The sequence below is a fragment of the Streptomyces sp. NPDC043746 genome (genome assembly GCF_056436485.1).
This window is the reverse complement of record NZ_JBWKCM010000006.1, coordinates 221,147-242,952: the sequence shown is the minus strand read 5'-3', so window position 1 is coordinate 242,952 and position 21,806 is coordinate 221,147. Positions and strand designations below refer to the sequence as shown.

The window sequence follows — 21,806 nt, the reverse complement described above, 5'->3', positions numbered from 1 at the left end:
GGGGCATCCTGGGCGCAGGACATCCCGTTCGGTGGATTCGTTGGAGGAGTACCTGTGGCACTGACCCGTGACGAGCGTGAACAGTTCCTGGCCGAGCCTCATGTCGCCGCGCTGGCGGTGGACTCGACGGAGGAGGGGCGGGCTCCGCTCACCGTGCCGATCTGGTACCAGTACGAGCCCGGCGGGGACGTCTGGATCATGACGGGGCGCGATTCCCGCAAGGGCCGGCTGATCGGTGCGGCGGGGCGGTTCTCCCTGATGGCCGACCGGGTGACCCCGACCGTCCGCTATGTGTCCGTCGAGGGCCCGGTCGTCTCCACGCTCCCCGCCACCCGTGAGCAGCTGGTGGAGATCTCGTCGCGCTATCTGCCCGCGGAGAAGGTGGAGGCGTACGTCGACTTCGCCTGGAAGGAGCACGGTGAGCAGGTGGTCGTCCACATGCGGCCGCAGCGCTGGCTGAGCTCGGACCTCGGCGAGGCCTGAGCGGCGGGCGACCTGCCCCACGACGGAGCCAGGGCCCGCCCCCGAGGGGGTGGGCCCTGGTCACCGCGGGCGCGGGAGGATCAACGGCCCTGGAGGTACTGGGCGTAGAAGTAGCCGTGCTCGGCCGCGATGTGCTCGCGGCTCTCCTTGGCGTGGGTGATCCCGTACGGGCCACCGAGGTTGGTGTACTCGGCGTATCCGCGGTGCCCTTCGACCGCCTTGTAGTCCGCGCCGGCCTTTCCGCCCTCCCAGCCGTCGGCGACGGCGGGCGTGGCGGCGACGAGGCCGGCCGCGGCGACGGCCGCGAGGGTGACGGCGATACGACGAAGCATGGGTGCTCCTTCTCAGCAACGGTGTAACGGATGGGGTGGAGTCCCAACTGTTACGCAGAAGCAGAGCGAGCCGGGGGCCAACACGCTCGGGTCCGGGGCATTACACCTGGACGGGCGCAACGCCCCGAACCGTGCCCGGCCCAGCCGCAACGACATCGCGCCCGGTACTCCCCACGGCAGGACCGGCCCGATCGGCCCGGGCACAGGAAATCCCTGGTGCGCAATTGCGCACCAGGGATTTCGCCACGTATATTTGATTCTTCTGCGCCCATGCAGAAAGGCCCCACATGGAGGCCTCACTAAGAAGAAACATATCCGGGCAGGAGCTGTTTTGTCAAACCGGGAAGCCGCCGAATTGCGGGAAGAGCAGGAATTCATCGACCGTGTCCATGCGCGCGTCGACGAGCTGCGCGGGGTCACGGCTGGGCACGTCGAGGAGGCGTTGACACCGGTGGGGACCGGGTTGCAGGCCCGGCTGGAGCGGGACGTGCTGGTGGCGGAGCGATCGGGGCTGCTCGCCGCACTGAACGCGGTGGACGGCTCGCTCTGTTTCGGGCGCATCGATCTTTCCGACGGCGTCGCGCACCATATCGGGCGCATCGGGATCCGCGAGGACGATGCCGATCACACGCCTCTTCTCATCGATTGGCGGGCACCGGTCGCGCGGCCTTTCTATCTCGCGACCGGGCATGTGCCGATGGGGCTGCGGCGGCGTCGGCACATCACCACCGAGGGGCGCACGGTCACCGAGCTGCACGACGAGATCCTGGATCTGGGGGACGAGGACCGGACCGGTTTCGAGGACCCGAACGGTGACGCCGTCCTGCTGGCCGCGCTGAGTTCCGCCCGCACCGGCCGCATGGGCGACATCGTGCGGACGATCCAGGCGGAGCAGGACCGCATCATCCGCGCCCCGCACCGGGGTGTGCTCGTCGTCGAGGGCGGGCCCGGCACCGGGAAGACGGCGGTGGCGCTGCACCGGGCCGCCTTCCTGCTGTACGAGCACCGCGAGGTGCTGGCCAAGCGGGCGGTGCTGATCGTGGGGCCCAACCCGGCCTTCCTGCGGTACATCGCGGAGGTGCTGCCCGCGCTCGGGGAGACCGGGGTCCTGCTCGCCACACAGGCCGAACTCTTCCCGGGTGTCCACGCCACCGGCACCGACACACCCCGCGCGGCGGCCGTGAAGGGCGGGGCGCCCATGGCGGAGGCGCTCGCCCTCGCCGTACGCGACCGGCAGCAACTTCCGGAGCCCGGTGCGCCGTTGGTCATCCCGCACGACGACGGGGAGCTGATTCTGGACTGGGAGATCGCGTACGAGGCGCGGCAGGCGGCCCGTGACACCCTGCTGCCGCACAACCTGGCCCGCCCGCACTTCGCCTTCCGCATCGTCGACGCGCTGACCGAGCAGCTCACCGAGCGCATCGGCGCCGACCCGTACGGGGGGCCCAACTTCCTCGGGCCGGACGACATCGCGCAGCTCGGCAAGGCCGTCGCCATGAGCCCCGAGGTGCACGAGGCGATCGAGGCACTGTGGCCCGACCTCACCCCGCAGGAGTTCCTCGCCGGCTATCTGGCCGAGCCGGTGTACGTGCCGGAGGCGGACGCCGAGGCGCTGCGGCGGGAGCCGGGTGAGGGGCGGTGGACGCCCGCCGACGTTCCGCTGCTCGACGAGGCGGCCGAGCTGCTGGGGTTCGACGACAGTGCGGAGCGGGCCGCTGCCGAGGCCGGGCGGCAGGAGCGGATCGCCTACGCGCAGGGGCTGTTGGAGCTGTCGCGGGGTTCGGAGACGTACGAGTTCGAGGACGAGGAGTCCGAGGTCCTCGCCGCCCACGACATCATCGACGCCGAGCGGATGGCGGAGCGGCACGAGGAGGTCGACCACCGCAGCGCGGCCGAGCGGGCGGCCGCCGACCGGACCTGGGCGTTCGGGCACATCATCGTGGACGAGGCGCAGGAGCTGTCGCCGATGGCGTGGCGGCTGCTGATGCGGCGCTCCCCGACCCGTTCGCTGACGCTGGTGGGCGACCCGGCCCAGACGTCCGAGGAGGCGGGTGTCGGTTCGTGGGACAAGATCCTCGATCCGTACGTGGGTGACCGCTTCGAGCATGCCACGCTCGGGGTCAACTACCGGACGCCCGCCGAGATCATGGAGCTGGCCGCCCGGGTCGTCCGGGAGCGGAACCCCTCCTTCGTCGCGCCCGGTTCGGTGCGGTCCACCGGTGAGGAGCCGTGGGTGCGGGAGGCCGGTGAGGATCTGGCGGGCGCGGTGGCGAAGGCCGTGGCGGAACTGACGCCCGGCGAGGGGCGGCTGGCGGTGATCGCGCCGCGTGAGCTGCACGAGGAGGTCGCCGGGTCGGTGGAGGGGGTGGTGGCGGGCGCCGAGCCCGATCTCACCCGGTCGGTGGTGCTGCTCGATCCGCGGCAGGCGAAGGGGCTGGAGTTCGACCATGTGCTGGTCGTGGAGCCCGGGCGCTACGGGACGAGCGATCTGTACGTGGCGTTGACCCGGGCCACGCAGCGGCTGGGGATCGTCCACCGGGAGGAGCTGCCCTCCGCACTGCGCTGACCCCCGTCCGCCTTCCCCGGCCTGTCCCACCCGGCCGCGTCCTGGCCCGCACTGTCTCGCCCCCCGGTCCGACCGGGGGGCGTTTCTGCGTCCTGGATGCACGGAACGCGCTACCCACTGCTTGTTCTTGCTCGAAAGTCGCGCCTAATATGCAGCTTCAAACATTACGCGCGCAGGGATGGGGAGATGTCTGATGACGCATGCGGCACAGGAGCTGGCCAGTCAGCCCGACTGCTGGCAGCGGGCGGCGGACCTGGCGGACGGGGTCGCGGGGCAGCTCCCGGCAGCCGGTGAGCGCATCGCCGTCGTCGGCTGCGGTACCTCGTACTTCATGGCCCAGGCCTACGCGGCGCTCCGCGAGGGCAGCGGCCAGGGCGAGACGGACGCCTTCGCCGCGTCGGAGTTCCCCCTCGGCCGCCGCTACGACCGGATCGTGGCGCTGAGCCGCTCCGGCACCACGACCGAGGTACGCGAACTGCTCGCGCGGCTCCGGGGCACCACCCGGCGGACCGTGGTCGTCGGGGACCCCGACAGCCCCATGGCGACGACGGCCGAGGACACGGTGGTCCTCGGCTTCGCGGACGAGAAGTCCGTCGTGCAGACGCGCTTCGCGACCACGGCGCTGACCCTGCTCCGCGCCCACCTGGGCCTGCACACCGACGCGGTGGTGGAGGACGCGCAGGTCGCGCTGGCCGAACCGCTCCCGGCCGGGCTGGTCGAGTGCACCCAGTTCACCTTTCTCGGGCGGGGCTGGAGCGTGGGGCTCGCCAACGAGGCCGCGCTGAAGATGCGGGAGGCGGCGCTCGCCTGGAGCGAGGCGTATCCGGCGATGGAGTACCGGCACGGCCCGATCAGCGTCTCCACCCACTCCACAGCCACCTGGATGCTCGGCGACGCGCCGACCGGGCTCAAAGACGAGGTCCACGCGACGGGCGCCCGATGGGTGGCCGGCGGGCTGGACCCGCTGGCGGAGCTGGTCCGGGTGCAGCGGCTCGCACTGGCCATCGCGGCAAGCCGCGGGCTCGACCCGGACCGGCCGCGCCATCTCACGCGCTCGGTCATCCTCAGCACGCCCTGACGGCCCCTCACCGCCGTCCCACATCCTCCGCCTGACGGCCTCTCATCCCGGAGTTGCCATGCCCATCGCCGCCACCGGCGAGCTGATCGCCGAAGCCGCAGCCCGGCGCGGCGCGGTCGCCGCGTTCAACGTCATCACCCTGGAGCACGCGGAAGCCGTCGTGGAGGGGGCCGAGGCGGCCCGGGCGCCGGTGATCCTCCAGATCAGCGAGAACGCGGTCAAGTACCACGGCGGCAGGCTGCGCCCACTGGCCCGCGCCGCGCACGAGACGGCCCGGGCCGCCGCCGTACCGGTCGCCCTCCATCTCGACCATGTCCACTCCCCCGAGCTGCTGCACCAGGCGGCGGAGTGCGGGTTCAGCTCCGCGATGTTCGACGCGGCCCGGCTGCCGTACGCGGAGAACCTGGCGGCCACCCGCGCCGCCGCCGTCTGGGCGCACGGAGAAGGCCTACGGCTGGAGGCCGAGCTCGGCCAGGTCGGCGGCAAGAACGGGGAGCCCCCGCTGGACGCGCACGCGCCCGGCGCCCGTACGGATCCGGACGAGGCCCTCGCCTTCGTCACCGCCACCGGGGTCGACGCGCTGGCCGTGGCCGTCGGCACCTCGCACGCCATGACCTCGCGCGACGCCCGCATCGACCACGGCCTGCTGGCCCGACTCCGGGACGCGGTGCCGGTCCCGCTGGTGCTGCACGGCTCGTCCGGCGCCTCCGACGAGGAGCTGGCCCGGGCCGTCGCCGGAGGGATCGCCAAGGTGAACATCGGGACCGCCCTCAACATCGCCATGACCGGCGCGATACGGGAGCGGCTCGCCCGGGACGAGCGGGGCGTCGACCCCCGCCCCTACCTCACGCAGGGGCGGGACGCGATGGCCCGGACGGTGACCCGGCTGATGGCGGTGCTGTCCTCGGCAGCGGTGAAGCCCGCCTAAGGGCTGCCCCGCAATCGCTGGTGGATCAGCGTGCGGCGTCGGATGCGGCGCATCGCAAGGCGGAGGGACGTCCGCATACTGGATGTACTCGGGCGTTCCGACAACGCGGCGAGGCGCCGTAGCTGTCGTCGTGCGCCCGCCAGGGATCGCGGGACAGCCCTCAGGGCGCGGCATCGAGGACGGCCTGCGGCAGGATCGGTACGGCGGTGCCGTCGAGGGCCCAGTGCGAGTCGGGGGTCCGGTCGAGCGCCGCGTACACCTGGGCGGCGACGTCCTCGTGCCGGACCGGGCGTACGGGGGTGGCGCCCGCGGTGATGTCGGGGCCCGCGCAGGCCAGCCAGGCGGTGCGCTCGGCCTCGCTGTCTCCGCCGTGTCCGCCTTCGTCCCGGTGCCCGTGGTCGGTGACCACGAGGACCGTCCAGGCCTCGCCCTCGTACGCCGGACGTTCGCGCAGGGCGGTGAGGAGACGGCCGAGACGGCGGTCGGCCGCAGCGACGGACCTCTCGTACGACGTTCCGCAGCCGAGGTGGTGGGCGGTCTCGTCGGGGGCACCGAGGTAGACGAAGGAAGCCTCGGGGTCCTCGTGGGTGAGGACGGCGACGGCGTCCCGGACGGTGGCCTCGTCGGCGTCCTCCCAGGCCTGCGGGGTGTCGGCGGCCGGGGCGTGGTGGGTGAGCCGGGTGGGGCGGCGGAACATCGGGCCGCCGTCGGCCACCGTGACCAGGGGCTCCCAGGCCGCCGCGACATAGGTGCGACGGCCGTCCTGGCGGGCCAGGCGGGTGGTGAAGTCCGGGAAGACGCCGAGGCGGTGGCCGCTGAAGTCGTTGGACCACACGGCGTGCTTGGTGACTCGGACGCCGGTGACGATCGTCGCCCAGCAGGGACCGGACATGGTGGGGGTGGACTCCGCGACCGTCACGGGGGCCAGGAATCCGGAGCCGGCGACCGTGTCGAGGTGCGGGGTGGGGACGCGGACGAGGGTGTCGAGGCGTACGCCGTCGATGCCGACGACGAGCACCCGGCGGGCGCGGGGCACGGGTGCCTCCCTGGGCTGTCGGGGGTCAGGCCTGCTGGTGGAGGGTGCGGGGGTCCACCGCGTGGGCGAACGGCAGGCCCTGGGCGTACCGTTCCAGCTCGTCGACCGCCGCGTCGGCCAGCCGGTGCAGCTCGCCGCCCTGGGAGCCGGCGATGTGCGGGGTGAGCAGCACGTTCGGCAGGTCGTACAACGGCGATTCGGCGGGCAGCACTTCGGGCTCGGTGTGGTCGAGCACGGCGTTCAGGCGGCCGGTGACCACCTCCTTGACCAGGGATTCGGTGTCGACCAGGGAGCCGCGCGCCGTGTTGACGAGCGTTGCGCCGTCCCGCATGAGGGCGAGCCGTCCGGCGTCGAACAGGTGGCGCGTCTGGAGGAGTTCGGGGGCGTGGATCGTGACGACGTCGCTCTGCCGGGCGAGGCTGTCCAGGTCGGTGCGCTCCACGCCGAGGGCCTGGGCGCCCTCCTCGTCGAGATACGGGTCGTGGGCGAGGAGGCGGAGGTCGAAGGGGCGCAGCAGCTCCGCGACCCGGCGGCCGATGCGGGAAAGACCGACGATCCCCACCGTACGGCGGTAGTTGCCGATGGAGGGGAAGGTGGTGAGCAGGTTGACGCGGCTGCGGGATTCGCGGTAGACGCGGGCGCTCTCCAGGACGTTCTTGTTGGCGAAGAGGATCGCCGCGACCGTGTACTCCGCGACCGGGAGGGCGTTGGCGGTGGCGGCCGTGGAGACGGTGATGCCCCGGTCCCAGACGTCCTGGGTGACGTGGTGCTTGACCGAGCCCGCCGCGTGGACGACGGTCCGCAGGCGGGGCATGGCGCTCAGCGCGGAGGCGTCCAGGGGCGGGCAGCCCCAGCCGGTGAAGAGGGCCTCGGCGTCCCGCAGGGCGGCGCGCTGGGCCGGGTCGTCGGCTCCGAAGTCCGTTACCAGCAGGGCGGGTTGGAGGTCCGCCACCCGGGCCAGACGCTCCAGGGCCGTCGGGCGGAGGATCGCGTCGCGGGTCTCCCCGCTCATCGCCAGGACGGTGCGGGGGCGGCTGCGGGGCCGGGCGGACGGCGTGGCGGGGGGGCTCACTTGACGGCTCCTGCGGTGAGGCCCGAGCGCCAGAAGCGCTGCAGGCAGAGGAAGGCGACGATCAGCGGGACGACGGCGACCAGCGACCCGATGATGACCAGGGGGTACAGCTCCGGCTGCTGGTGGACGTTCTGGTTCCACATGAACAGGCCGAGGTTGACGGGGTAGAGGCGCTCGTCGTTGAGCATCATCAACGCACCGTAGAAGTTGTTCCAGTTGGCGGTGAACGAGAACAGGAAGATGGTCACGAAGCCGGGCGCGAGCATCGGCAGGGCGACCTCGGTGAAGGTCCTGATCTCCCCCGCCCCGTCGACCCGGGCGGCTTCCAGGACCTCGTCCGGTACGTACCCCTCGGAGAAGACGCGGGCCAGGTAGACGCCGAACGGGTTGGCGAGGCTGGGGATCAGCACGGCCCAGTAGGTGTCGACGAGGCCGAGCCGCGAGGCCATCAGGTACAGCGGGAGCTGAACGACGGTGGAGGGGATCAGGACGCCGACGAGGACGACGCCGAACAGCTTCTCCTTCCCTCGGAAGGCGTACTTGTCGAAGGCGTAGCCGCAGGCGACGGAGACCAGCGTGGAGAGGACGGCCGCGACCAGGGTGTAGAGCAGGCTGTTGAGGAGCCAGCGACCGTACAGCCCGTCGTTGTACGCGAACAGGGCCTCCAGGTTGGACAGGAGGTGGAAGTCGCCGAGGCTGAAGGGGTTGGTGGCGAACAGGTCGCGGTAGTTCTTGGTGGCGGCGATGAACAGCCAGGTCAGCGGCGCGAGGGTGTAGACGGCGACGGCGGCCAGGACGGCGTTGACCGCGACCTTCGAGGTGAGCCCCTGGGTGCGCCGAGGGCGCCGGGGCGGAGGCGGCCGGCGTACGGCCCCGGTGCGGCCGCTGCGGGGCTCGTGGGCGGGGCATGCGTCGGGGGCGGCTGTCTGGGTGCTCATGAGGCCTTCCACCGGTTGCCGAGCTTGGTGACGACGAAGGACAGCAGGCCGGCGACGAGGGCGAGGATCAGGGAACTCGCGGCGGCCAGGCCGTAGTCGTGGCCCTTGAAGGCCGCGGTGTAGATGAACATGGTCGGTGACCAGTCCTCGCCCATGGTGTTGGCGCGGAGCTGGACGAGTTTGGGGGCGTCGAAGAGCTGGATGGCGCCGACGCAGGTGAAGAGCAGGGTCAGCACGACGGTGGGCCGGATCATGGGGACCTTGACCTGGAGGGCCGTGCGCAGGGCGCCGGAGCCGTCGACGGTCGCGGCCTCCAGGACCTCGCGCGGGACGGCCTGGAGCCCCGCGTAGAAAATGATCATGTTGTAGCCGGTCCACTGCCAGGCGGAGATGTTGACGACGGAGTAGATCGCCTCGTCCTGGCCGAAGAAGTCCCAGTGCGCGCCGAACGCGTCGAGCACGTCGACGACCGGGCTGAGCCCCGGCGTGTAGAGGTAGAGCCAGATGAGCGAGGCGATCAGGCCGGGAACCGCGTGCGGCAGGAAGTAGGCGACCTGGAAGAAGCGGCGGGCCCGGGCCATGGCCGAGTCGACGAGCAGGGCGAGAATGAGCGCGCCGCCGACCATGGCGGGGATGTAGAGGACGCAGTAGAAGGCGATGTGGCCGAAGGAGCGGAGGAAGGCTTCGTTGCCGAGGGCCTCGGCGAAGTTGCCGAATCCCGCGAAGACGCGTTCGGTGCCGCCGAATCCGAGTCCGGAGGACTCCTCGCGGAAGAGGCTCATCCAGGCCGCGTAGAGCATCGGCAGGAGGGTGACGGTGGTGAAGAGGGCGAAGAACGGCACCATGAACAGGGCCGCGGCCCGGCGCTGTCCACGCCGTGCGCCGGGGCCGCCGTTCGCTGGGGCGGGCCGGGCGGGCCGCTTCGCCGGCGGTGCGGGCCGCGGCGACGTGGGCTCGGCCGGCCGGGTGAGTGGGGCTGCCACCTGGTGCTCCTTCGGTGGAATGAGCGGGAACGGGCGGGGCTGGGCGGGAGAAGGGGCGCCGGGGGCGGGTCCGGACGGGTGCCGGACTCCGTGGCACGCCCCGCCGGTTGGGGCGCGGGCTACTGGGCGAGCTTGAGGCCGCGGTCCTTGACCGCGCTCTCGCCCTTCGCCTGTCCGGCGCTCAGCATCCTGGTGTGGTCCCCGCCCGCGGCCAGCTGAGCCGAGGTCACCTGCTGCTGGACCGGGCCCCAGGTCCAGCCGGGCACGATGGTGGGGGCGGCCTCACCGGCGAGCCGGTAGACGTCCTGGCCGCCGAAGTACGAGCCGTCGAACTCCTTGGCCGCAGCGGCGCGCATCCCCTCGTTGGCGGGCAGCGCGCTGCTGGGGGTCCTGAGGGAGGAGAGGCGGGCGGTCATGGCCTCGGGCTCGGTGGTGACCCACGTGATGAACCGGGCGGCGGCCTCGGTGTGCTTGCTGCCCTTGGGGACGATGTAGGAGGTGCCGCCGTACATGCCGGTGCTCGGTGTGCCGTCCCAGGTGGGGAGCGGGGCTACGCCCCACTTGCCCTTGCTGTCCGGGTAGCTGACGGGGAAGTTCCCCGCGCTCCAGGCGGCGCCGATGACGGTGGCGACCTTGCCGGTGGCACGTTCCTTGGTCTCGCCCTCGCCCCACAGGGGGGTCTTGGAGGCGAGGCCGTCCGCGAGGAGGCCGTCCCAGTAGGCGGCGACCTTGCGCGAGGCGGGATCGTCGATGTTCACCTTCCAGGCATCGCCCTCCGTGCCGTACCACTGGGCACCGGCCTGCCAGGCGAGGCCCGAGAGGAGGGCGGGGTCGCCGCCGCCGAAGTTGGTGATGGTGAGGCCGGGGTCGGCCCGGTGGATCTTCTCCGCGGCCGTGCGGTACTCGGCCCAGGTGGTGGGGACCTCGACGCCGTGCTCGGCGAAGAGGTCCTTGCGGTAGTAGAGCTGGATGGGCGTCACGTCGAAGGGGACGGCCCAGGTGGAGCCGCCGAGGGTGACCAGGGACTGGACGGCCTCGGGGAACTCCTTGGCCACCAGTTCGCCGGAGCTGGCCGTGAGGTTCTCCAGGTTGCCTTCGCTGGCGTACTCGGGGAGGGCGGAGTAGTCCATCGTGGCGATGTCGGGGGCGTTGCCGCCCTTGACCGCGTTGGAGAGCTTGGTGACGCCTTCGGGGCCCGCCGGGACGAGCGAGAACCGCACCTTGATGTCGGACTGCGTCCTGTTGAACGCCTCGGCCGTCTCTTTGGCGCCCGCGGTGGCCGACCAGAACGTGAGCGTGACGGGCTTGCCGTCGCCGGGGCCCGAGGCGTCCGAGTCCGAGCCGCCGCCACCGCAGGCGGTGGCGAGCAGGGCCAGTGAGGCGGCGGACGCCGCGAGGGCGAGGCGGGCGGTGCGGTGCGTACGGGACATGGGCCGGCTCCTACGGGACCTCGAACTGCGGGAGATGAGGCGAACGGCACACATCATTTTGCGCCGAACCGATCACCGTCAAGAGCAAATGACCAATTCAATCGAATCGATCATCAGGTAACACAGAGGCAAACCGGGGGCGCGTACCCCTGCGGCGTACGCGAAAAGCCGTACCCCCAGGGCCTGTCGGCCCGGGGCACGGCTGTCGGAATGTCACGTCTCGTCGGTGCCGACCGGCTCATGTCATGAGTCGGCTCCCGCCGCTCCGCAGGAGCCCCGGACCCGGAGGACTGGCAAGATGTCGAGGTGCCGGCGGGCCGCCGAGTGCTCGTCGGGCGCGCCCAGCCGGGAGAGCAGGAGCCTGGCCGCCGCCGCGCCGACCGCGTGCTTGTCCGGCGCCACGGCGGTGAGCGGCAGATCGGCCAGGGCCGCCACCTCGTCGTCGTACGTGATCACCGCGAGGTCTTCCGGAACCCGCACACCGCGGGCCTGGAGGCGCGGGATCAGCACGATCGCGTCCGCGTCGCTGTGCACGATCGCGGCCGTGACGTTGCCGCTCGCCACCCCCTCGCACAGATACTCCAGGGTCCGCTCGAAGCGGTCGGCCTCCGAGCGCGAGGGCACGTCCTCCAACGGCGAGGCGGGGACCGGGCTGAGCCCCAGCGCCGCCACGGCCGCGGCGTGACCGGCCCTGAGCCGGGGAGCGGTGGGGCTCTCCTGCACAGCGAGCGCGATGGAGCGGTGGCCGAGTCCGGCCAGGTGCGCGACCGCCTCCGCGGCTCCGTGGGCGTGATCCGAGCACACCCGGTCCAGCCGCGCCGCCGGGTGGCCGATCGGGGCCCAGCGCTCCACCAGGACGACCGGCGCCTCCTGCTCGGCCGCCCAGAGCCCCTCGCCCGCCTCGGGGAGGCCGCGCTCCCAGGTCGGGGTGAGGAGGAGGCCGTCGGCGCCGGTGGAGAGCAGGCGGCGGGCCTGGGCGGCGTCCTCGTCGGGGAGGTAGCGGGAGAGCCCGATGGTCAGGCGCGCGCCCGCCGCCTCGACCGTCTCGCGGGCGCCGCGCACGACCTCCGCGTAGTAGTACTCGGTGGTCGGGACGACCATGCCCACCACCAGCCCCTCGGCAGAGGGCACGGCGGGGGCGGGAGCCGGGCCGGGCGCGCCCGAGGGCCAGACCACGGCGCCGTGCATCCGCTCCACCAGACCTCGCGCCGCGAGCGCCTCCACGTCCCTGCGCAAGGTGACCGCGGACATGCCGAGTTCCTCGGCCAGTTCGGCGACACGGAGGCTGCCGCGTTCGCGGACGAGCTGGAGCACCCGCTCGTGGCGCTGGTCGACATGGAGTCGCATGGATCCCCTCGGTCTCTTCGGTCTGGCCGGTCTCGGACGAGCGCCGTGGTGGTGGCCGCGGCTGTGGCTGCGGGGCCGGTGACTCAAGGGACCGGGCCCCGTCCCACCTCCACCCCGCACCCCCCACCATATCGATCGCATCCGCTCGAAACGATCCCGCCGGCGGTTCCGCGCCTGCCCGCAGCGGAGCGCGGAGACACGGCTGTTGTCGCCGGGGCAGCACCCCGTGCCGCCACCGAATCGATCGACACGATCAATTCGGCCCATGTTATTGAGCGGGTTGCCGGGCGGCTGTTAGAAAGTGCCCTGCCCGCTCTGAACCGTTCAGAACAGTCGGACCCAGGGGCCTGGTCAGCGCCCCGCGCACCGGTTCCGCCGCGACGAGCCACCCCGACACGGAGCTGATCCCCCATGACGTCCGCCTGGTCCCGTCGTACCTTCCTCGCCACTTCCGCCGTCCTCACCGCCGCAGGCGGCGGCGCCCTCGCGCTCGCCACCCCCCGCACCTCCGCCGCGGCCGCCTCCTCCGACGACGCTTACGCCGCCCTGCGCTCCACCTGGACCGCCCTGATCCTCGGCGAGGGGTTCAGCCCGACCGCCGAGCCCTTCACGAGCCGGCTGACCGCGCTGGGCACCCAGGCCCGGGGGTGGCGGGACACCATGGCCCCGGCGGACGGGGCGCTCTGGCCGGACGCCGTGTACGCCGACCCCGACCCGGACACCGACCCCGAGTCGTACGGCTTCTCCGCGAGGATGGCCGAGAGCTTCGTCCGGCTCAACACGATGGCGCAGGCCTACCGGCAGCAGGGCACCGGCCTGACCGGCGACTCCGCGCTGCGCACCGCCATCGTGACCGGCCTCGAACACCTCAACAGCCAGGTCTACAAGGCCGGGCAGGTGCGTTACGGGAACTGGTACAGCTGGCAGATCGGCGCGCCCCAGGCCCTGCTGGACGTCTGCGTGCTGATGTACGACGCCCTCACCCCGGCGCAGCTCGGGCGGTACTGCGCCGCCGTCGACCACTTCGTACCGGCCTCCGCCGTCGCCTCGTACACGGGCACGAGCACCGGGGCGAACCGGGTCGACCTGTGCCGGGTGCTCGCCCTGCGCGGGGCCGTCGGCGGGACCGCCGCCAAGATCGCGCTCGCCCGGGACGCCCTCTCCCCGGTCTTCCCCCTGGTCACCAAGGGCGACGGGCTCTACGCCGACGGCTCGTTCATCCAGCACACCACCGTTCCCTACACCGGCAGCTACGGATCGGTGATGCTCGGCGGGCTCGGGCTGCTGTTCGCGCTGCTCAAGGGGACGACGTGGGAGGTGACCGACCCGAAGCGGCAGGTGGTGTTCGACGCGGTGGAGAACGCCTGGGCGCCGTTCCTCTACAACGGGCTCGTGATGGACTCCGTGGCGGGGCGTGCCATCAGCCGGGGCGAGGGCGACGACCACCGGCGCGGCCATCCGGTCCTCGCCTCGATCGTGCTGCTCGGGCGCGGCGCGTCGGCGGCCGAGAACGCCCGGTGGCGCTCGCTCGTCAAGGGGTGGGTCCAGCGCGACTACTACAGCCCGCCGCTGAGCAACCCCTCCCTCAGCCTCACCGGCCTGGCCCGCCTGAAGTCCGTCCTGGACGACACCTCGCTCACCCCGCTCCCCGAACCGGAGGGCCACCGCCTCTTCCCCGACATGGCCCGCGCCACCCACCGCCGCCCCGGCTGGGCCGCCGCCCTCTCCATGGCGGACCGGCGGATCACGTACTACGAGACCGGCAACGGCGAGAACCTGCGCGGCTGGCACACCGGGTCGGGGATGCTCTACTGGTGGGGCGACACCTTCGCCAACGGCCAGTACAGCGACGCGTTCTGGCCCACCGCCGACCCGTACCGGCTTCCCGGCACCACCGTGTCGCGCAAGGTGCTGGCGAACGGGGCGGGCGGCGACTGGGGTGCGGCGCTGCCCGATGTGAACTGGGTGGGCGGGGTCACCGACAAGAAGCGGGCGGCGGTGGGGCAGTACCTCAAAGGGCTCTCCAGCACGCTGCTGGCGAAGAAGTCCTGGTTCTTCCTGGACGACACCGTGGTCTGCCTGGGCGCGCGCATCCGCTGCCAGGACGGTACGGCGGTGGAGACCACGGTCGACAACCGCAACCTGGGCCCGGTGGGGAACGCCCCCTTCACCGTCGACGGTTCGACCGAACCCGTCACCCGGCCGTGGTCGGCCACGCTGACGGGCGCCTCCTGGGCCCATCTCGGCGGTCACGGCGGCTATGTCCTCCCCGGCGGGGCGACCGTCAAGGCGCTGCGCGAGAACCGGTCCGGGCGGTGGCGCGACATCAACACCGGCGGCTCCACTCGGACGCTGACCCGCACCTACCTCACGCTCTGGGTCGACCACGGCCAGAACCCGACGGACGCCTCGTACGCCTACCAGCTGATGCCCGGCGCATCCGAGCAGCGGACCGCCGCCCGGGCCGCCGACGCCGACTGGTTGCGGGTGCTCGCCAACACCGGTGACCAGCAGGGGGTTTCGGTGCCCTCGCTCGGACTGACCGCCGTCAACTTCTGGTTCGGCGGGGCCGCGGGGCCTCTGGTGGCGGACGCCCCCTGCTCCGTGATGGTCACCGAGCACACCGACGGCACGGCAACCCTCTGCGTCAGCGACCCCATGCGGGCCCGGACGAGCCTGACCCTCACCTGGAACCGGGCCGTCTCCTCGGTCCTCGCCAAGCCCCCGACCGTGACAGGGGCGGCCACCGGCGCCTCGCTGCGGCTCGTGTTCGGTGATCTCTCCGGTACGCGGGGGGCGACGCAGACGGTGAGGGTACGGCTGGCCTGAGGGGGCCGCGGGGGCCGGGACGTCGGCTCGTAGACTCGCCGGCATGACCCAGCAGCAGATGGCTCCGGCCCTGGTCCCCGCGTTCGCGCCCGACGGCACGCTGCGCGCCTCCATCAACCTCGGCAACCCGATCCTGGCCAACCGGAACCCGGAGGGCGGCGACCCGGTCGGGGTCTCGGTCGACCTCGCGTACGAGTTCGGGCGGCGGCTCGGGGTCCCCGTCGAGCTGGTGGTCTTCGAGAAGGCGGTCGCCTCGGTGGAAGCGGTGAAGGCGGAGGACGCGGACCTCGGTTTCTTCGCCGTGGACCCGGCGCGGAGTGAGGGGCTGCTGTTCACCGCCCCCTATGTGCTGATCGAGGGCAGTTATCTGGTCCCCGAGGCGTCGGCGCTGACCGGCAACGGGCAGGTGGACCGGGAGGGGACCCGGATCTCGGTCGGTTCGGGCAGCGCCTACGACCTCTTCCTCACCCGGGCGATCGAGCACGCGGAGATCGTACGGCTGCAGGGCGCCCCCGCCGCGCTCGCCGCCCTGCGGGAGGGGGAGGTCGAAGTGGCCGCCGGGATCCGCCAGTTGCTGGAGGGCGAGGCCCGGCGCGCTCCCGGGGTACGGGTGCTGCCGGGGCGGTTCATGGTGATCCAGCAGGCCATGGGCATCCCGGCCGCCCGGGGCGCGGCGGCCCAGGAGGTGCTGGCGTCGTTCGTGGAGGAGATGAAGGCGAGCGGGTTCGTCACGGATGCGCTGGAGCGGCACGGCATCGAGGGGGCGCTCGTGGCCCCGGCCGGTCAACTCCCCGCCTGAGCCCCGGCCAACCTCCCGCGCCGCGCCGCCCCTCAGCGTTCCTCCCCGGCCTCCGGCTGCTCGCCGAGGAGGCGCCGGGCCTTCTCCCGCAGGCGCTGCCGGTGCTCGGGGTCGGTCGCCCGGTCGGCGGCCCGGCCCAGTTCCTCGGCCCGCTCTCGGGTGCGGCGGGTACGTTCCAGCGGGGTGTCGGGCAGGTCCATGGGGGGTGTCCTCCATCGTGGGGTCCGCGCGGGTCGCGGAGGCGGGACGCGCTGCGGTCCGGGCCCCCGGCAACGGACGTTGCGTGCGCGACCGGAGCCCCAGCGTCACCGGAGTCCGGCCTCGCCGCATCTCGTGCGATCACGTACGGTGACATCGCGCAGGTGGGGGCGGTGGAGGCCCTCAGGCCGACGGGGCGGCGCGCAGCGCCGTGGAACCGCTCCGCCAGGCGGCGAGGAGACGGGCGGCGAGGCGGTCCTCCAGCAGTCCGGTGGCCTCGATACCGAAGGCGATGTCGGCCTCCAGCTCCGGCTCCTGGGCGAGCAGTCCACCGATGACGTCGCGGCGCACCACCTGTTCGTGGACGGCGTCGGCCTCCACATGCTCGTCGTAGAACCGCTGGGCGGCCGGCCCCGCGCCGACGCGTTTCAGAGCGGCGGCCAGTCGGCGCGAGCCCGGCGAGGAGGTGACCTCCACGGCGGCGAAGTGGCCGACGAGAGCACCCCGGAGGGAGCGGTGCAGCCCGAACAGGGACATCAGGTTGACCGTGGCGAGCACCTCGGCGGGCGCGGCGTCGAGGTAGTGCCCGTACGCCGTCTCCAGGGACAGGTCGGCCATCAGCTCGGCGTACAGACGGGCGTGGATGTCCGCCTCCCGTCCGGCGCCGAACTCGTCGAACTCCACCGCCACCATCGCGGCCTTGGCACGTCCGTACAGCCTCGGGATCACCCAGGCGTGCGGGTCGGCCTCCTTGAGGTGGTAGAGCGAGCGCAGGGCGGCGTACTCGCGCAGCTGCCACAGTTCGCCGTCGTCCCGCAGGAAGTGACTCACGCTGTGGCCGTCGTCCCCGACGGGTTCGACCAGGAGTGCGGCGAGGGCGGCGTCCACGGTTCCGCCCGCGGGTGTGCCCGTCCGGAGCGCGGCGAGGAAGGGGCGCTCCAGGGAGCGGCGCAGTGCGAGCAGGGCGGGGTTCCACTCGTGGTCCTCGTCCACGTCCGCGAAGCCCTGGTAGTGCAGCTCGTAGAGGGTGTAGAGGGCGAGGTGGAGGTCGTCCCCGAAGGGATCCCCGTCAGGGGTCGCGGGGGTCCGCGGGTCCCTGCCGGTGCGCAGGGCGGTGACGACCTCGTTGGAGAGCGGGCCGCGCGGGGTGGGGAGCGGGGGGCTCCGGCGCCTGGGTTCACGGGGGGCGGGCATCAGAGGGCTCCTTCGGTGCGGTCTCCCCCGGCGCGCTGCTCCCGTTCTGCGGGCTTGACGCGGCGGCGGTGGCTGGTGTCGCACCACGGGTACGTGCGGGTCCTGCGGCAGGTGCAGATCGCGGCGGTGAAGCGGCGCGAGGTGTACAGGGTGCCGTCGTCACCGACCACCTCGACGGGCCCTTCCACCAGCAGGGGTCCGTCCGGCCCGAGGGTGACGCGGGTGGGTCGGTCAGGGCTGTTCGGCACGGATGACCACCAGCTTCTCCTTGTCGGTGTGCTCGTCCAGGAGGCCCCGGCCGCGCAGCCAGGAGAGCCGGGAGAGCAGGACGGGCCCGAACGGCACGTCGGCCGTGTCGGTGACCGCGGCCTTCAGCCCGCCACGGGACAGGCGGCGCAGGGTCTCCTCCGTACCGGTCAGTTCGGAGTGGACCATGAGCAGGACGCCCGGCCTGCGCAGGAGGCGGGGGGCCGCGTCGCAGATCCGGTCCACCACGGCCCGCCCGTCGTGCCCCGCGTCCCAGGCACGGGTGTTCCCCCGTCGGGGCGGCGGGCCGAGGGGCGAGGGAACGTAGGGCGGGTTGCTCAGGACCAGGTCGTACGTCCGTCCCGGCACCGGGTCCGCCAGGTCGCCCCGGTGGACGGTGACCCGCTGCCGGGCGAGCCGGGCGTTCAGGCGGGCGGTGAGCACGGCGCGGCGGCCGACGTCGACGGCGGTCACACGGGCCCCCCGGCGTGCGGCGGCCACGGCGAGGAGGCCGCTGCCGGTACCGAGGTCGATCACGTCGGAGCCGGGTGGGACGGTCTCCCGGGCCAGGGCCCTCAGCAACAGCAGCGTGTCGTGCTGGGGCGCGTAGACCCCGGGCAGGGTGCGGACTCCCGGCCCTCCGGGAGCTGTCAGCGTGGGCACGGCAGCGGACACGGGCACCTCCAGCGCGCGTGAATCGTGGGTCATGCCACCCGTCAAGGCTCCGCTCCTTCCGTTCGGGGCGCCAGTCGTGAGGGCGTCCGGCGTGACCGCCCTCGGCTGTGCCGTGCGGTGAACACCGTGTTCCCACGAATCCCGGAGTCAGACAGGCTGCAGAAGCACCGCGGGGGCGTGAGGACGTCACGGCAGTGCCCCGTTCGCCATCCCTCGCGCCCTGCCGGGGGCCACGGGCTGGGGCAAGGATGAGCCGGACCGCACAAGATCCCGGCGAATCCGCGCACCCGCCCCGGGCGGGTGGACCCGCGGTGGAAGGAATCCACGTTGCTGCTTCTCATCTCCCCCGACGGTGTCGAAGAGGCCCTCGATTGTGCGAAGGCGGCGGAGCACCTTGACATCGTCGATGTCAAGAAGCCGGACGAGGGCTCGCTCGGCGCGAACTTCCCGTGGGTCATCAGGGAGATCCGCGGGGCGGTCCCCGCGGACAAGCCGGTCTCGGCCACCGTGGGGGACGTGCCGTACAAGCCCGGGACGGTGGCTCAGGCCGCGCTGGGCGCGGCGGTCTCCGGGGCCACGTACATCAAGGTCGGCCTCTACGGGTGCTCGACGCCCGAGCAGGCCATCGAGGTCATGAGCGGGGTGGTGCGGGCGGTCAAGGACTTCCGGCCGGACGCGTTCGTCGTCGCGTCGGGCTATGCCGACGCCCACCGGATCGGCTCGGTCAACCCGCTCGCGCTGCCCGACATCGCCCGCCGTTCGGGGTCCGACGCGGCCATGCTGGACACCGCGGTCAAGGACGGGACGCGGCTGTTCGACCATGTTCCGCCCGCCGCGTGCGAGGAGTTCGTCCGCCGGGCCCACGAGGCCGGTCTGCTGGCCGCGCTGGCGGGGAGCGTGAAGGTGGAGGACCTGGGGACGCTGACCCGGATCGGGACGGACATCGTGGGCGTGCGCGGGGCGGTCTGCGAGGGGGGCGACCGCAACGCCGGCCGGATCCAGCCACGGTCGGTGGCCGCCTTCCGGGCGGAGATGGACCGGCACGCCCGGGAGCACGCGACGACCGCGGCCGCCCGCTGAACGCCCAGATGGAGCCGCAGCGGCCACCATCCGGCATATCAGCGCGCCCGCCCCGTCGGACCCCCTTGCCGCACCTCCGGCACCAGCGCTTCGCGGTCCTCGATCCGGCCTCCGGTGAGGCCTTCGACGAGGCTCCTGACCAGCGGCCCGACGAACTGGACGCCGTCGTCGGACGGGCCAGGGAGGCCTGGGCGGGCTGGCGGGCCGACCCGGCCGCCCGTGCCGCCGCCCTGCTGGCGTCGGCCGATGCCGTGGAGGCGGCGGGCGGGGAGCTGGCGCCGCTGCTCACCCGGGAGCAGGGCAAGCCGCTGGCCGAGTCGCACGCGGAGATCGCCCGTACGGCGGCCCGGCTGCGCCACTTCGCCGCGATGGCGCCCGAGACCCGGACGATCGCCGACGGCAGAGCGGTGCACAGCGAGATCCGCTGGCGGTCGCTGGGACCGGTCGCCGCCATCGTCCCGTGGAACTTCCCCCTTCAGCTGGCGTCCGCGAAGTTCGCGCCGGCGCTCGCCGCGGGCAACACGGTCGTGCTCAAGCCCTCGCCCTTCACCCCGCTCGCCACCCGGCTGCTGGGTGCGGTGCTGTCCGACGCGCTCCCGGAGGGCGTGCTGACCGTCGTCACCGGCCGGGAGCCGCTCGGCGCGCTGCTGGCGTCGCATCCGGGGATCCGGCATGTGACGTTCACCGGTTCGGTGGCCACCGGGCGGGCCGTGGCGGCGGGGGCGGCGCCCGGTCTCGCCCGGGTCACGCTGGAGTTGGGCGGGAACGACGCCGCCGTGCTGCTGGACGACGTGGAGGTGGAGGCGGTCGTGGACCGGCTGTTCCGGGCCGCGTTCCGCAACTGCGGGCAGGTGTGCATGGCGGTCAAGCGCGTGTACGCCCCGGCCCGGCTCCACGCCCGGGTGGTGGAGGCGCTGGCGGAGCGGGCGAAGACCGTCGTCGTCGGGTCCGGTCTCGACCCGGATACCGAGCTGGGGCCGGTCAACAACGCCGCCCAACTGGCCCGGGTGGAGCGGTGTGCGGCCCGCGCCCTGGAGGAGGGGGCGCGTGCCGTGGCCGGTGGGCACCGGCTGGACCGGCCGGGGTACTTCTACGCCCCGACCATCCTGACCGATGTCCCGCCGGACAGCGCGGTGGTGACGGAGGAGCAGTTCGGTCCGGTGCTGCCGGTGCTGCCGTACGGGGACCTCGACGAGGCCGTCGAGGCGGCCAACGCCACGCGGTACGGCCTGGGCGGCTCGGTGTGGGGCACCGATCTGGACCGGGCGGAGGAGGTGGCCGGACGGCTGGAGTGCGGGACGGTGTGGATCAACCACCACGCCGAACTCTCGCTCGACCAGCCCTTCGCGGGCATCAAGGACAGCGGTGTCGGCGTCGCGGGCGGGCCGTGGGGGTTCTACGGAAATCTCCGGCCGTTCGTCGTGCACCGTCCGCGGGAGGGAGACCGATGAGGTTCGGTGCGGCGGTACTGCGCTCGTACGAGGGCCCGTTCGCCGTCGAGGAGGTGGTGCTGGACGGAGGGCCGGCCGGGGGCGAGGTCCTGGTGAGGATCGCGGGCTGCGGGATGTGCCGGACCGATCTGGCCGTCCGCCGCTCGGCGGGCCGCTCACCGCTGCCGGCGGTGCTCGGCCATGAGGGGGCAGGGGTGGTGGTCGAGACGGGCGGCCCGGACACGGGGCTGCGCCCCGGCGACCATGTGGTGATCGGCTTCGACTCCTGCGGGCACTGCCGCGGCTGTCTGGGCGGGGCCCCCGCCTACTGCGACCGGTTCGCCGCGCTCAACCTCTTCGGCGGGCGCCCGGAGCGCGCGGGGCGGTTCACCGACGCGGCCGGGGGCGCACTGGCCCCCCGGTGGTTCGGCCAGTCCTCTTTCGCCGCGTACGCGCTGGTCCCGGCCCGCAACGCCGTACGGGTCGATCCCTCGCTCCCCCTGGAGCTGCTGGGGCCGCTCGGCTGCGGCTTCCTCACCGGCGCCGGAGCGGTCCTCAACTCCTTCGGTGTCGGGCCCGGCGACACCCTCGCGGTCTTCGGCGCCGGGGCGGTGGGCCTGGCCGCGGTCATGGCGGCCACCGCCGCCGGGGCGGTGGCCGTGGCGGTGGACCGGCACCCCGAACGGCTGGCCCTCGCCGAGAAGCTCAACGCGGTCCCGGTGCACGCGGCTTCGGCCGGTCTGCCGGAACGCATCCGGCGGCTGACGGACGGCGGCGCGCGGTACGCGCTGGACACCACGGGTTCCGGCCGGCTGATCAACGACGCGCTCCGGGCGCTGCGTCCGCAGGGCCATCTCGGCCTGGTGGCCCGGCTGCACGGCGCGCTGGCGCTGGAGCCGGGCACCCTGGACCAGGGGCGAGGGGTCTCCCACATCTGCGAGGGGGACGCGGTGCCGGGGCTGCTGGTCCCCCGGCTGACCGCGCTGTGGCGGGCCGGGCTGTTCCCCTTCGACCAGTTGATCCGTACGTATCCGCTCGCCGACATCAACGAGGCCGAACGCGACTGCGAGGCGGGGCTCGTGGTGAAGCCGGTCCTGATCCCGTGAGGCCGAGGCCTCCCGCGAGGGCGGCGCGTTCCGCGCGGCCACGGCGTTCCACGCCG

At 73.0% G+C, this 21,806-nt stretch carries 19 protein-coding genes and 1 pseudogene; 9 read left to right on the top strand and 11 right to left on the bottom strand.

Annotated features, from left to right (window positions below):
* Window positions 1-54 precede the first annotated feature (54 nt).
* A complete protein-coding gene (locus AC0682_RS09820; RefSeq protein WP_478532015.1) occupies window positions 55-483 on the top strand; it encodes a pyridoxamine 5'-phosphate oxidase family protein in 429 nt (142 codons plus the stop codon).
* Window positions 484-563: 80 nt separating this feature from the next.
* Here AC0682_RS09820 and AC0682_RS09815 read toward each other — a convergent pair whose 3' ends face one another.
* Window positions 564-815 (bottom strand): hypothetical protein, encoded by a 252-nt coding sequence (locus AC0682_RS09815; RefSeq protein ID WP_478532014.1) that lies wholly within the window; start codon window positions 813-815, stop codon window positions 564-566.
* A 355-nt stretch (window positions 816-1,170) separates the two neighbouring features.
* Between AC0682_RS09815 and AC0682_RS09810 the strand changes: the two genes are divergently transcribed.
* From AC0682_RS09810 to AC0682_RS09800, 3 genes are all read left to right on the top strand, one after another.
* Window positions 1,171-3,381, top strand: a complete 2,211-nt coding sequence (locus AC0682_RS09810; RefSeq protein ID WP_478532064.1) for a HelD family protein — start codon at window positions 1,171-1,173, stop codon at window positions 3,379-3,381.
* A gap of 193 nt (window positions 3,382-3,574) precedes the next feature.
* Window positions 3,575-4,459: an SIS domain-containing protein gene (locus tag AC0682_RS09805; RefSeq protein WP_478532012.1), complete on the top strand. Its 885-nt coding sequence runs from the start codon at window positions 3,575-3,577 to the stop codon at window positions 4,457-4,459.
* A 58-nt stretch (window positions 4,460-4,517) separates the two neighbouring features.
* A complete protein-coding gene (locus AC0682_RS09800) occupies window positions 4,518-5,387 on the top strand; it encodes a class II fructose-bisphosphate aldolase (RefSeq protein ID WP_478532011.1) in 870 nt (289 codons plus the stop codon).
* Between the two features lie 175 nt (window positions 5,388-5,562).
* On the opposite strand, the pseudogene AC0682_RS09795 reads toward AC0682_RS09800, so the two are convergent.
* From AC0682_RS09795 to AC0682_RS09770, 6 genes and pseudogenes are all read right to left on the bottom strand, one after another.
* Window positions 5,563-6,423: pseudogene (locus tag AC0682_RS09795) on the bottom strand (alkaline phosphatase family protein); the annotation flags it as partial.
* A gap of 25 nt (window positions 6,424-6,448) precedes the next feature.
* A complete protein-coding gene (locus tag AC0682_RS09790) occupies window positions 6,449-7,495 on the bottom strand; it encodes a hydroxyacid dehydrogenase (protein ID WP_478532010.1) in 1,047 nt (348 codons plus the stop codon).
* Window positions 7,492-8,433 carry a carbohydrate ABC transporter permease gene (locus AC0682_RS09785; RefSeq protein WP_478532009.1) on the bottom strand — a complete coding sequence of 314 codons (942 nt, stop codon included), beginning with the start codon at window positions 8,431-8,433 and terminating at the stop codon, window positions 7,492-7,494. Before AC0682_RS09785 ends, AC0682_RS09790 begins: the two co-directional genes overlap by 4 nt.
* Window positions 8,430-9,416 (bottom strand): carbohydrate ABC transporter permease, encoded by a 987-nt coding sequence (locus tag AC0682_RS09780; protein WP_478532008.1) that lies wholly within the window; start codon window positions 9,414-9,416, stop codon window positions 8,430-8,432. Before AC0682_RS09780 ends, AC0682_RS09785 begins: the two co-directional genes overlap by 4 nt.
* A gap of 119 nt (window positions 9,417-9,535) precedes the next feature.
* Entirely contained in the window at window positions 9,536-10,846 is a 1,311-nt protein-coding gene (locus tag AC0682_RS09775; protein ID WP_478532007.1) for an ABC transporter substrate-binding protein, read from the bottom strand.
* 243 nt (window positions 10,847-11,089) lie between these two features.
* On the bottom strand, window positions 11,090-12,193 hold the full coding sequence (locus AC0682_RS09770; RefSeq protein WP_478532006.1) for a substrate-binding domain-containing protein: 1,104 nt from the start codon (window positions 12,191-12,193) through the stop codon (window positions 11,090-11,092).
* A 411-nt stretch (window positions 12,194-12,604) separates the two neighbouring features.
* Between AC0682_RS09770 and AC0682_RS09765 the strand changes: the two genes are divergently transcribed.
* The gene (locus tag AC0682_RS09765; RefSeq protein WP_478532005.1) at window positions 12,605-15,022 is read left to right on the top strand and encodes a polysaccharide lyase 8 family protein; all 2,418 of its coding nucleotides are present in this window, start codon (window positions 12,605-12,607) and stop codon (window positions 15,020-15,022) included.
* A gap of 43 nt (window positions 15,023-15,065) precedes the next feature.
* Window positions 15,066-15,821: a transporter substrate-binding domain-containing protein gene (locus AC0682_RS09760; protein ID WP_478532004.1), complete on the top strand. Its 756-nt coding sequence runs from the start codon at window positions 15,066-15,068 to the stop codon at window positions 15,819-15,821.
* A gap of 32 nt (window positions 15,822-15,853) precedes the next feature.
* Here AC0682_RS09760 and AC0682_RS09755 read toward each other — a convergent pair whose 3' ends face one another.
* The 4 genes from AC0682_RS09755 to AC0682_RS09740 form a co-directional block, all read right to left on the bottom strand.
* Window positions 15,854-16,021 carry a DUF6381 family protein gene (locus AC0682_RS09755; RefSeq protein ID WP_478532003.1) on the bottom strand — a complete coding sequence of 56 codons (168 nt, stop codon included), beginning with the start codon at window positions 16,019-16,021 and terminating at the stop codon, window positions 15,854-15,856.
* Window positions 16,022-16,202: 181 nt separating this feature from the next.
* Complete coding sequence (locus AC0682_RS09750) at window positions 16,203-17,213, bottom strand: iron-containing redox enzyme family protein (RefSeq protein WP_478532001.1); 1,011 nt, start codon at window positions 17,211-17,213, stop codon at window positions 16,203-16,205.
* Complete coding sequence (locus AC0682_RS09745) at window positions 17,213-17,461, bottom strand: CDGSH iron-sulfur domain-containing protein (protein WP_478532000.1); 249 nt, start codon at window positions 17,459-17,461, stop codon at window positions 17,213-17,215. The genes AC0682_RS09750 and AC0682_RS09745 overlap by 1 nt, the downstream gene beginning before the upstream one ends.
* Complete coding sequence (locus AC0682_RS09740) at window positions 17,445-18,167, bottom strand: HemK2/MTQ2 family protein methyltransferase (RefSeq protein WP_478531999.1); 723 nt, start codon at window positions 18,165-18,167, stop codon at window positions 17,445-17,447. The genes AC0682_RS09745 and AC0682_RS09740 overlap by 17 nt, the downstream gene beginning before the upstream one ends.
* Before the next feature lie 294 nt (window positions 18,168-18,461).
* On the opposite strand from AC0682_RS09740, the gene AC0682_RS09735 reads away from it, so the two are divergent.
* The 3 genes from AC0682_RS09735 to AC0682_RS09725 are packed head-to-tail and all read left to right on the top strand — an operon-like array spanning window position 18,462 to window position 21,750.
* Window positions 18,462-19,214, top strand: a complete 753-nt coding sequence (locus AC0682_RS09735; RefSeq protein ID WP_478531998.1) for a (5-formylfuran-3-yl)methyl phosphate synthase — start codon at window positions 18,462-18,464, stop codon at window positions 19,212-19,214.
* Between the two features lie 8 nt (window positions 19,215-19,222).
* Window positions 19,223-20,665: an aldehyde dehydrogenase family protein gene (locus AC0682_RS09730; RefSeq protein ID WP_478531997.1), complete on the top strand. Its 1,443-nt coding sequence runs from the start codon at window positions 19,223-19,225 to the stop codon at window positions 20,663-20,665.
* The gene (locus AC0682_RS09725; RefSeq protein WP_478531996.1) at window positions 20,662-21,750 is read left to right on the top strand and encodes an NAD(P)-dependent alcohol dehydrogenase; all 1,089 of its coding nucleotides are present in this window, start codon (window positions 20,662-20,664) and stop codon (window positions 21,748-21,750) included. The genes AC0682_RS09730 and AC0682_RS09725 overlap by 4 nt, the downstream gene beginning before the upstream one ends.
* Window positions 21,751-21,806: the final 56 nt, after the last annotated feature.